This window comes from Pseudoalteromonas sp. APC 3358, from assembly GCF_030408075.1.
Classification (GTDB): Bacteria; Pseudomonadota; Gammaproteobacteria; order Enterobacterales; family Alteromonadaceae; genus Pseudoalteromonas; species Pseudoalteromonas arctica.
On the sequence record NZ_JASDCE010000004.1, the window covers coordinates 184017 to 195677 of the forward strand.

The window sequence follows — 11661 nt, forward strand, 5'->3', positions numbered from 1 at the left end:
TTTGTTATCAACTGACTTGATTTTGATTAACAACAGCGCACTAAACAAACGATTTTTGCGCTACCTATCGATGAGTTTTTATCATGCATAATTGTTGAACTTAACTTTTTAAAAGGCTTTAGAGTAATAGCACTAAACCTCATGCATAACTAAAACTCATGGATTGATGAGAATTTATAATTTGTAATGAGGTGGTAAATTTTCTAGTTTTCAAACACTATTTAACAAAAAGCAATAAAAACACACACACTCACAGGACAACACATGACACACTCCACAATAAGAGCTAAGTCCGGAATTTTTAAAGGACTCAACCCCACGGTTACCATTGCTTCCAAAGTAATTTTAATCGCCTTCATTTTATTTATTGTGATACTCGCTAATAAAGCAGGTCACTACTTTGAAACTCTCGCTACTTTCTTACTTTATAATATGAAGTGGTTTTCTATTGGCTTAGTTTCGCTCGTGGTCGCCTTTTTGATTTATCTTATGGTTAGTCGTTATGGCCATATTAGATTAAGCGAAAACGATAACGACAAGCCCGAATTTAGTTTTTGGGCTTGGATTTCAATGTTGTTTTCAGGCGGGATGGGAATAGGTTTAGTTTTTTGGTCAGTCGCAGAGCCTATGTGGCATTACGCAGATAATCCATTTACCGAAGGGTTAACCGACGAATCAGCCTCAATGTCAATGCAGCTAACTTTTTATCATTGGGGTCTTCATCCATGGTCACTTTTTGTTATTGTCGCACTAGCCCTCTCTTACTTTTCTTATCGTAAAGGCTTACCATTCACTTTTAGATCTATTTTATATCCTATCGTAGGGGAACGTATTTACGGCCCAATTGGTCATATTGCCGATATTATTACCGTTGCTGTAACTGCCTTTGGTATAGCCCAAACTTTAAGCCTCGGTGTTATACAAATAAACTCCGGATTACAACAAACTTTTGGTATTGATATAAGCCTAACAACACAAACTATTTTAATTGTTACATTATGTACCATCGCTGTTGGCTCAGTGCTTTCAGGGGTTGGCCGAGGTATTCGTTTATTATCGCAGTGGAATATGCTGCTTTCTCTATTATTAGTATTAATTGTTTTAGCGATTGGACCTACTCGATACATCTTTAATATTTTTTTCGAAAGCACTGGTAACTATCTTCAAAATATTGTGCAAATGGGATTATGGACCGACACACAAAAAGACACCAATTGGCAAAGTTCGTGGACTAGCTTTTACTGGCCATGGTGGATGACCTGGGCGCCATTTGTAGGCATGTTTATTGCGCGTATATCTAAAGGTCGCACAATTCGTGAACTTATAGGCGGTGCACTGATAGCACCGACAGCCATTGCATTTATTTGGTTATCTGTATTTGGTGGCAGTGCATTAAAAATAGAGCAAGACGAGCGAAACGCCTTTGAAAAAAATAACGTTGCAGCTCAAGTAAGCAATTCAGAGCAAGTAATTAAGCAAGATGTATTTATAGGTGGAACAGTCCTTAAGGCCACAAAAGAAGACAGCACGCGCGCACTGTTTACATTATTTAATAACTTAGATGAAGGTTTATTAGGGACGATACTCAGTATTCTAGCGTGTATATTGCTCGCAACTTACTTTATCACCTCTGCAGATTCAGGAACGTTAGTCCTGTGCATACTTGATGCCGCAGGCGATACAGAACCACCTAAATCCATACGTGTCTTATGGGGAGTTGCAATTGCGGTAATTTCATGGGTATTAATTTATGCAGGTGGATTACAAGCAATTAAATTTGCCTCCATTATTATTGGTTTTCCTATCTCGATTTTTATTTTAATGATGGGTGTAACGCTATTTTATAGCATTCGACGCGAGCCAAAACCTTGGGCAATGCTTCCACAACATGTTCGCCCTGGTAAAGATCAACTCGATGAACCAATAAAGCATACTAATACAATCAACTAATCTGCTAAATGATCAAAAAATACGCGCTGCTCTTAGGTTTGCTTCTAAGGCAGCGCATTCATACTATTAAATATCAGAATCTAAACGCCAAATTCTAACCTTGCAACAGAGGGTAATTAAACGAGTCCTCGTTCACCTACCTCATCTGGAATTTGTTGTAACAACCATTCTCTAAAGTGCTTAACGCTTGTTGGCATACGACCACGATTATTAGGTTCTATCATAGAAAACTTAGAACCTGTAGTAAGTACATGTTCTGTTGGCCGGATCAATACTCCACTTTGTAAGTATTCATCAACTAGTGACCCCCACGCTAATGCAATGCCTTGACCGTTAATTGAAGCTTGTAAAAGCATTGGGTAGTTATTAATATTTATACGGTTTCTTGGCTCAAGTTGCTCAAGCCCAACACCCGCAAACCACTCTTCCCAGTTAACCCAGCCCATTTGTGTTTCATCTAGGTGTAAAATTGTTTTAGTAAAAATATCTTCCGGTTTAGTTGGACTGCCTATTTTTTCTAAATAAGAAGGGCTACACACCGGAAAAACTTCTTCGCAAAACAACGTTGTTATATTCATATTGGCAGGTTGGGTTCTGCAGTAAAATAAAGCGAGATCACACTCCAAGCGGTTTAAATCAATCTCGTTATCGGAGGCTAAAATACGCAAATCAATATCATCGTGTAAATTTTGAAACTCGGCGACTTTAGGTAACAACCATAACGAAGCCATGGCATTTGTTGTTGCTACAGTTATTTTTTTATCACCTTGCCATTTTTTAACTTGCCCAGTTATATCTGCAATATCAACTAAAGAGCGGCTGATTGCCTGATAATATTGAAGCCCCGTTGGTGTTAAATGAATACTTCGGCTTGCTCTAATAAAAATAGCCTTACCTAAGTACTCTTCTAATTGTCGAATTTGACGGCTAATTGCCCCTTGCGTCACATTTAACTCTTTTGCAGCAATAGTGAAGCTTGAATGTCGTGCAGACGCTTCAAATGCCACTAAACTATTTAACGGCGGTAACGGATTAATTTTCATATAGCTTCCTACTTTGTCTCTACTCAATAGAAACGACTGACCAACCAATTTGAGAATACATACACGTTTATAAGGTATAAATTAAGGTGAGTAATTTGCAGGTAATTGTTGTGGTCAACTCATTGTTCGCTTGAGTTTTTCTACCAAGTCGATTGCCAGCAACCTATCATCTCAAATAGACTAATTCACTGTAACCGATTATAAAAAGTAATATAAGAGCATAAACTTATTTCAAGCAAAGCTTATGCTCTTCTTTTTTAAAAATAATAACCAATATTAATATTAAAACGGCGCTCAGTTTCATCGCTGTCACCAGCAATTGAGCCACCAACAAACGGCTGGTTTTTAGCGTGTACTAAGTCAAAATAGGTGAACAATCCACCGGCAGCAACTGAAAACCCTGTTACGTTCATCCAAGTATCTGCACTGCTATCAGATTTATCGTAAATTACTCCGTAATCATTATAAAACTGCAAAGCGGTTACAGGCCCCCATTTTACAGGTAAGTTGTAAGCAATATTTGCATTGGTTGTAGTGGCCTCAGCAGCAATACTGTCATAAAACGAGTACGCACCTACAGCCATGGTGTTTGCGTTTTCTATATCGTAATTGTATTCGCCATGTTGAAACTGTAAATTCCACGGCCCTAAATTACTATTCACATGCACTGCCCACGCATAATAATCACCCGCTCTGTCTACACCATCATGTAATCCACCACTTAAAGCAGAAAAGCCAACCTCAGTCTTCCCTTTATCGTGTTCAATATGATAGCCATAACGCGCGGAAAATGTATTATATTCAGCAAGTGGATTATCAAGCTCTGCGTATGTCCCCTCCTGTGCGCCCCTAAAACCCACTACATCATATGAATAACGATCACTACGGTTATCAACATAGCCATCTATGCCACCTAGCTCATCATTTTTAAAAAAGCCTAAATCAAGCTGCCAGTTATCTGCTATTTTACGTTTAAATATCACCCCTAAATCGTGGTCATCCTCGAGCCCAATGTAGTAATTAGTACTAAAAAAATAGCTGTGCGAATTATAAGGCCAATTACCAAATGGTACCTTTGTAATACCGGCTTGTACTTGCCAAATGTCAGCAAAATCATATGCTGCATAAGCATATTTAACTGCGGTCATATAATCAAAAAAACGGATCTCGGCATTTAGTTTTACACCACCTACATCGCCTGTAAAATTTATCCTAAAAATATCAAAATCAAAATCCCCACCTCTGTTTTTACTGCCATCCTCGTACGACGTATAACTGTAGTTAGTACGAACAGCCCCACCTACTTTTATTCCTCCTGCTTTTTGCTCAGCTACAACATCTTGCGCTTCGCCACTATTTGATAGTTTTTCAGTATTGCGTTTTATGGCATTTATTTCATTTTTATTGGCGTTTGCAAGCTTAAGCTGTAAATTTTCAACCTGTTGCTGTAATTCGCTTAATTGCTGTTTAACTGTGTCTAGATCATCGCTTGCATTAGCACTACAGGTAACAACCCCCATAGCAACGGCTAAAGCCGATAGTTTAAAAGCTCTCATTGTGTGTCCTTGTGTGCCGTGTTGATGTTTTATTATGTGTAGCATTACTCGTTTTTTTATTACTTTTAGCTTTGTATTCACGTAAACAGGCAATAATACAATTACAAAAAAAACAATAATTCCATTAAAAAGTAAGCCTAATCACACGTTAAAACCAACCGCGTAAAAGCAATAATGCTAATAAAAACAGATGTTTTTCGGTATATTAAATATGACTAATAATTATTAACCACATTTATTATTTATTAAAATTAGCTCTCAAATTCTGCTTAACATTTCAGCAACAAACAAACTACTTTTTTGATAGGTCACCATGAGAATTAATCATCAATTAATTCTAAGCGAGGCTATAAGTGCACAGATTTAAAACACAAGGGATGCTGGGCGTTATATGAGGAGTGTTACTTTTATATTGTGATGATGTATGTAATGCATTTTATCAATGCTATAAACACGAAAAAGCCGATGTTAGGGTTTAACCCAACATCGGCTTTTTACTCTCGCTATTTTATATCATGCTTTAGTAAGCGCTTTATAAAACGCGTTATAAAGGTTTTTTATAACGATAACTCTTCTTTAGCGCGAGTTAAGTTGTGCGATACCATTGAGCTGTTAGACAATTTTGATGCTTCATATAAATCAGCAAGTGCAGCTGTATCGTTATGCGCTTTTAAACGTGCAACACCACGGTTGCTTAATGCGAATGACGTAAGTTGGCGTACTTTAAATTTAGGGCCATCTGCGTCTTTTAAAAGTGCGATTGCTTTAGTACAAATTGCTTCGGCTTGCGCATAATTTTTTGACTTAACATTTAGTGCGCAGCTATTAAATGATTGCTCAAGTGGCTGTGGCGCTGTTGCAGTTTCAATAACCATTAATTTGTAATCACTTTCATCAGCCATTGCAGCAGCTGAACATGTTAATAGTGAGCTAAGAGCGATAGTTTTGATAAGTGTAAGTTTCATGGTCATATTCCTGATTAGTTAAGCCGTGCTTGTTGCCGACAACTGAACTTTAGTGAATTACCACAACCCCGACAAACGATTAAAACAAACCTAATAAGTGAGAAAAATTAACCTATAGACCTTAGTCTAATACGCTTGAGTTTTTTCTATATATTTAAACAACTTACACACCATATTACGTGCCTAAAATCGCTACTTTGCATTTTAAAATACATATAATTATTTATGCTTTTATTTAGTCGGTTTTATTTTAAGCACCTTGCTTTGGCATAGCTGAGTAACAATCAAACAAATTTATACATTTAATTACATGCAATACTAAGTTATGTATTTATAATTACGCCTCTGGTAACTTTTCATCATTAATGGATTAACTTTTTTGAAACACACACTTCCTCTTTTTGTTTTATTAAGCACGCTTTTATCATTTAGCCAAAATGCTAACGCAAGGCTTTTGCTCGGTAATGACATGCCTAACACCAGTATGTTTATAAAATCAGAATTTAATGGCGATAGCAGCATTACATCTGCGGGTGTAGAAATGATGGTCAAACAAAATTACAGTAACTTTGGTGTTGTTATTACAAGCGCAATTGGCGCGGCAGTAATCAATAATAAACAAGGCGAGCAAGAAGAATTTATAACGTGGGACAATGGCATGAAGCTTGGTTATTTTAATGACTTTTTTATATACGCCGAGCTTGGCTTAGATCTGTTCGAACTCGCCTTTAAAAACGATAGAGGCGATAACACCTACCAAATAGAAAAATCGAACAACGACATAGACGGCTACGCAGGTATAGGTGCGGGTTATCACTTTAAGCCATTTAAAATAGAAGTATTTACTCGAGCACGCCAAATAGATGGCGACTACTGGGAAGCACAAGAACATATTTACAGCGGTGTGCAGCTCAGTTTTACGTTTTAACTCCCTTTTGTTTTATAAGAAAAATAAAAAGCGTGTGAAATACAGCTATTTCACACGCTTTTTAAAAAATTATATTTAACGGATAGTTTTGGCTACTTTACCAATACTCAAACCCTGAATTAAAATAGAAAACACTACAACCGCATAAGTGAGAGCTAATAAAATATCGCGCTCGTTCCCATCAGGTAGTTGCAATACCAGTGCAACCGAAATACCACCACGCAAGCCACCCCAGGTTAAAACTTTCCACGCACCAGATGGCAACTCTAATTGCTTATTAAATGTAGTGGTTGTTATACCCACAACAATTAAACGTGCGAGTAACGCTATTAAAATAGTTAAGCCACCAGCAATAAATAAATTACTCGAAAATGCAATCATGACGACTTCAAGCCCTATGAGTACAAATAAAATGGCATTTAAAATTTCGTCAATCAGCTCCCAAAATAAATCAACGTAATGGCGTGTTTTGTCGCTCATAGCCATACTACGACCATGATTGCCCACCATTAGCCCCATCATTACCATTGCAAGTGGGCCCGACAAATGCCAATGGCTAGCCAGTGCATAACCACCAATAACGCCCGCTAAAGTAAGGAGTACTTCTTCTTGGTAACTATCAATACTTTTAAGTAAGTAATATAAAATACCACCTAATACCAAACCAAAAACAATACCGCCACCGGCTTCAACCGCCAGCGTGTGTGCTACATAATAAGTTGTAGGAATATCACCACTTGATAAAACACCCAATAAAAGCACAAAAATAACCACGCCTATACCATCGTTAAACAACGATTCACCCGCAATCACGGTTTCAATACTTTTAGGCGCACCCGCAGATTGTAAAATACCCATTACCGCAATAGGATCGGTTGGCGAAATTAATGCGCCAAACAGTAAACACCAAATAAACGCTAAATCAAAACCAAGCAAAGGAAGTACTAAATAAAGCGCACCGGCAATAATAACCGTAGATAACAACGTACCAACACAGGCCAAAATACCTATTGGCAATTTATAGCGCCTTAAATCGCTAACATTTACATGTAGCGCCCCAGCAAACAGCAGCATAGAGAGCATGCCATCGAGCAAAACTTCAGTAAAATCTAACTGATCGAGCAAGCTCACTTCGTAATCTATAAGATCATCAAACCCTAAAAAGCCCAAAAATATAGCGCCGATAGATAAAAGCATCGAAATAACCATAACGCCAATGGTTGTTGGCAAGCCAATAAAGCGATGGTTTACATAGGTGAGTAACGCGGTAATTGATAAAAATATCGCACTTATTTCAAGTACGCTTAGGCTGGTTCCTGGTGCCATGGTTTAAATCTCAATATTTATTTAATGATACCTTGCTCAAAATAAGCAAAGCAGAAGGGTTATTATTTTTATACGGTTATCTCGCATTATATTCGTGTAGCCTAAACAAGCATACCCAAAATATTAATTATAAATACACACCCTACTCTGTTAACGTATTTAAAGTATTAACTCACGCGTTAAATAAAACAAAAAAAAACCATGTTAGGAATTAACCTAACATGGTTTTTTTTACTCTCGCTATTTTATAACATGCTTTTGGTAAGCACTTTATAAAAGCGTTTATAAAGTGCTTATAAAGAAAGCTCTTCTTTAGCGCGAGTTAAGTTGTGCGATACCATTGTACTTGTAGACATTTGGTTTGCTTCGTATAAATCAGCAAGGCCAGCAGTGTCGTTGTTCGCTTTTAAACGTGCAACACCACGGTTGCTTAATGCAAACGATGTAAGTTGGCGTACTTTAAATTTAGGGCCATCTGCATCTTTTAAAAGCGCAATTGCTTTAGTACAAATTGCTTCAGCCTCAGCGTAATTTTTTGACTTAACATTCAGTGCGCAGCTATTAAATGATTGCTCAAGTGGCTGTGGCGCTGTTGCAGTTTCAATAACCATTAATTTGTAATCACTTTGCTCAGCCATTGCAGCAGCTGAACATGTAAGTAGTGAGCTAAGAGCGATAGTTTTGATAAGAGTAAGTTTCATGGTCGTAGTCCTGTTGGTTAAGCCGTGCTTGTTGCCGACAACTGAACTTTAGAGAATTAACACAAAACCGACAAACGATTAAAACAAACCTAATAAGTGAATAAATCTAACCTATAGACTTTAGTCTAATGCATTGCATAAAGCTGTTGCTCGCTTTACGCAATACAATCATAACGTCTATGGTTTAACACCAAAGTTGATTACAATATGGACTATTATTCTACCTTCCGTACTTCCATCCATATCAACATAATTGTGCCCCACTTTAAGTACTGACTTATCTGTGTACATACGAGTTAGATCTCTAAAGCCATCAAAATTTTTCTGATATTTGTCCCAAAAACTATCGAAATTATTAACTTTTGCATAGGTGATTAAAAAGTCGAATGGGTTACCTTGTGTATTATAGTTATTTATAAGCTTGTCATAGTGAGTTTTAATTGTCTTTTTTACTACACTGTTCAAGCACATGGCTTCTATAAGTGTAGCTTGTTGACCAAATTGATTCATCATGACTAAATCACGTTCACCCACACCCACTCCACTACCACTGAAACCACCCCTTGACTGATCTTTTATAGAATAACCACTCGAAATAAGAGATTCTCTCAACCTATCATTTATATCGTCTTCTTTTTCATTCATTATTTTAGATCTAAAGTCAGTAAGTCTAAGAAGAACGTTTATAATGACATGACTTAAGCTCTGGATACTGTAAGAAAGCTCAGGTGTTTTATATAACCCAAGTAGTTGAGCTACTTCAACATCAATATCATCAACCTCCCCAGTTTCAGGATAATTGACTTCAACTTCAATAGTCTTTTTTCCTTTTTTATGAGCACGTTCAACTTTTTCGTAAGCCACATAACCTATAGGCGTTATAAAGTTATTACCATAGATCGTTATCTCTTCTTTGTAAGGGAGTGCATTATTCTCATTTGCTTGTATTTGTGAATGTTCTATCTTTTTTAAATTTGATCGCAGCCATTGCAATAATGCTCTCGCATCTTCATCTCTTGTTGATAAATAAACATCGATACATTGATTGGGTTCATCCGAAATAATTACACCTTGGCATTCACCGTGGGCCAAAAATAGTCCATGCCTCCAATACTTAGTTGTGTTCTCGTCAACATATGAATGCATTCGGACTATAAGTTGAGGTAATACATTTGATTTTAATAAACCAACCCTATGGTAATTAAACCTTATATTTAATCCTTGTTTATAACGCATTTTGTCAAATTCAGGCATTACAGAAGGAAGTCTCATTGGTATTAACAAGTCAGAGCTTGATGATAAACGAAAGCCTAATTCGAACTTAATTAATAAATCAATAAGCCATTGCTGCTGGGGATGTGAATAACCTTCTTTTAAAATTTCACTTATGGCTTCCTCGGTATATAGCCCGGGATTTTTGGCGGGGCTTCTGACTATTTTATAAACTGCGTTTGTCACCCATTCAGGCTTTAATATTTGTGTAAGTTTCAGTCTAAAATCATTAGGATACGCAATAACAGTTCCAATGCTATTCAAAATCTTAAGTAACGCCGTTTGTAGAGGAGAACCCAATACACCTGCTTTTTGACACTCATTCTCATAAATGTTTTTTTCAATAACGTTATGTGTTTCTTTAAATGTTTCCATTGCACTTTTTACAATGTGCCAACTTTCAGGTATCTGCCTCTCAATACCAGGTAGTTTTGGTATCTGTCTTGAAATAGACTGATTTAACTTATCTATTGAATCGCCTATTTTGTGTTTAACGTCCTCGGACAGAGAATTTAAATTACACGCACTTGTATAAATTACATCTACCACTTGAAAAGTATTTTGATACCTTTGAAGATCAAACTGATAGTTTAAATTTTGGTCGCAATGATTCACTACTACAATTATCGGGGAGTTTTCACTGTAGCTTTTAATTGTATTAAACCAGTGTAAATCTCTGGCTTGGTTATCTTCTTTTTGAGCATCTATCACATAAATGTATAGGCTGCGTTCGGTCAAAAAAAACTGATGTGTTTGATGGGTAAGCTCTTGCCCTGCAAAATCCCAAATATGAGCTTTGTATTCGTTAAAATCTAAACTTGATATATCAATACCCTGTGTAGAAGTTTGATTCTCATTATGTTGGTTACCAAGCATCCTATTTATAATAGATGTTTTACCCACCCTCTCATCACCAACAACTAAAACCTTTGCCTGTTTCAACGGGGATGATTTACTGTTTTGGATAGCTAATAATGTTTGTATTTTTTCACTAGGTTCAAGGTCGTGAAAAGAAAGATCTGGGATAGGCAATGAGTTATCTTCAATATCAAACATAAACAGACTTTCTAATTTTAATAAACTGTCTGGTAACTTTTCAATCCTATTATTTGAAAAATTTAAAAATTCTAACATCGCATTACTTTTCGTTACTTCGGGTATAAAATTTATACTGTTATGATTAGCCTCTAAAATAATTAATTTTTTTAATTCAAAAACTTCAGTAGGTAATGCTGATAAGCGATTAAAGCTTACATCCAATACAGTCAGATTTTTCAGATAAGCTATATCCGAAGGGATTAATTCAATACAATTAGTATTTAAATTTAATTGTCTTAAGTTTACCAAATTGAAAATTACTTTAGGGAAAATAGAAAATTTGTTTTTTCCTAAAGTTAAACCTTTCAAATTTTTTAGATTTATTAGATTTGGTAATTCAAATATTTCATTATTAGAAACATCTAAAGATTCTAATGACGTTAAATTGCAAATATTTTCTGGTATTTCTTTTATTTGTAGATTAATAAGTCTTAAGTTAGTTAACTCGGTAATGGTTAAAACTTCTTCTGGTACATGACCTAAATTAAAACCCTCTAAATGTAATGCCTGTAGATATTTGCATTTTAAGATAAGCTTCCAGTCTACATTGCTCTCTTCTATGGGTTTTAATACTAAACTAGTAAGTTCCCCTTTATCATTAACTGAAAAGGCACCGCCTTTATCGTTAGGAGAACGATGGTGCCCATAATCAAAGACTTTTACTGAATCACTTAATTGCAGTAAATCTCTTACTAAAGGTAAAAGGTCGTTTTTAATTTTAGGTAGATCTTCTTTGGTATTTGATTTATTGGGCATATCTCTGCTGTCCCTAGTTTTCATATTTTGAATATATCAGAACAAGTAAAAAGAAACTATTAGGCT

Annotated in this window: 8 protein-coding genes; 2 read left to right on the forward strand and 6 right to left on the reverse strand. The window is 36.1% G+C overall.

What is annotated here, in order from left to right; all coding sequences use genetic code 11:
• The first annotated feature begins 264 nt into the window (after positions 1-264).
• The gene (locus QL995_RS08145; protein WP_197150803.1) at positions 265-1950 is read left to right on the forward strand and encodes a BCCT family transporter; all 1686 of its coding nucleotides are present in this window, start codon (positions 265-267) and stop codon (positions 1948-1950) included.
• A gap of 116 nt (positions 1951-2066) precedes the next feature.
• Here QL995_RS08145 and QL995_RS08150 read toward each other — a convergent pair whose 3' ends face one another.
• The 3 genes from QL995_RS08150 to QL995_RS08160 all read right to left on the reverse strand — a co-directional run bounded on the left by QL995_RS08150 (position 2067) and on the right by QL995_RS08160 (position 5514).
• Positions 2067-2993, reverse strand: coding sequence for a LysR substrate-binding domain-containing protein (locus QL995_RS08150; protein WP_024609352.1), 927 nt, complete (start codon positions 2991-2993; stop codon positions 2067-2069).
• Between the two features lie 257 nt (positions 2994-3250).
• Positions 3251-4549 carry a porin gene (locus QL995_RS08155; protein ID WP_010553489.1) on the reverse strand — a complete coding sequence of 433 codons (1299 nt, stop codon included), beginning with the start codon at positions 4547-4549 and terminating at the stop codon, positions 3251-3253.
• 557 nt (positions 4550-5106) lie between these two features.
• The gene (locus tag QL995_RS08160; RefSeq protein WP_169044871.1) at positions 5107-5514 is read right to left on the reverse strand and encodes a hypothetical protein; all 408 of its coding nucleotides are present in this window, start codon (positions 5512-5514) and stop codon (positions 5107-5109) included.
• 379 nt (positions 5515-5893) lie between these two features.
• Here QL995_RS08160 and QL995_RS08165 point away from each other — a divergent pair, with 379 nt between their 5' ends.
• Positions 5894-6442: a hypothetical protein gene (locus tag QL995_RS08165; RefSeq protein WP_290293950.1), complete on the forward strand. Its 549-nt coding sequence runs from the start codon at positions 5894-5896 to the stop codon at positions 6440-6442.
• Between the two features lie 75 nt (positions 6443-6517).
• On the opposite strand, the gene QL995_RS08170 is transcribed toward QL995_RS08165, so the two are convergent.
• From QL995_RS08170 to QL995_RS08180, 3 genes are all read right to left on the reverse strand, one after another.
• Positions 6518-7768: a sodium:proton antiporter gene (locus QL995_RS08170; protein ID WP_024590868.1), complete on the reverse strand. Its 1251-nt coding sequence runs from the start codon at positions 7766-7768 to the stop codon at positions 6518-6520.
• Positions 7769-8061: 293 nt separating this feature from the next.
• Positions 8062-8469 (reverse strand): hypothetical protein, encoded by a 408-nt coding sequence (locus QL995_RS08175; protein WP_101162764.1) that lies wholly within the window; start codon positions 8467-8469, stop codon positions 8062-8064.
• 177 nt (positions 8470-8646) lie between these two features.
• A complete protein-coding gene (locus QL995_RS08180) occupies positions 8647-11595 on the reverse strand; it encodes a COR domain-containing protein (RefSeq protein ID WP_290293951.1) in 2949 nt (982 codons plus the stop codon).
• Positions 11596-11661: the final 66 nt, after the last annotated feature.

Excerpts from the sequence above, each read along its gene's own strand:
- QL995_RS08145 (WP_197150803.1), top strand. The coding sequence starts at position 265 with ATGACACACTCCACAATAAGAGCTAAGTCCGGAATTTTTAAAGGACTC.
- QL995_RS08155 (WP_010553489.1), bottom strand. The coding sequence starts at position 4,549 with ATGAGAGCTTTTAAACTATCGGCTTTAGCCGTTGCTATGGGGGTTGTT.
- QL995_RS08175 (WP_101162764.1), bottom strand. The coding sequence starts at position 8,469 with ATGAAACTTACTCTTATCAAAACTATCGCTCTTAGCTCACTACTTACA.
- QL995_RS08180 (WP_290293951.1), bottom strand. The coding sequence starts at position 11,595 with ATGCCCAATAAATCAAATACCAAAGAAGATCTACCTAAAATTAAAAAC.
- QL995_RS08160 (WP_169044871.1), bottom strand. The coding sequence starts at position 5,514 with ATGAAACTTACACTTATCAAAACTATCGCTCTTAGCTCACTATTAACA.
- QL995_RS08150 (WP_024609352.1), bottom strand. The coding sequence starts at position 2,993 with ATGAAAATTAATCCGTTACCGCCGTTAAATAGTTTAGTGGCATTTGAA.
- QL995_RS08170 (WP_024590868.1), bottom strand. The coding sequence starts at position 7,768 with ATGGCACCAGGAACCAGCCTAAGCGTACTTGAAATAAGTGCGATATTT.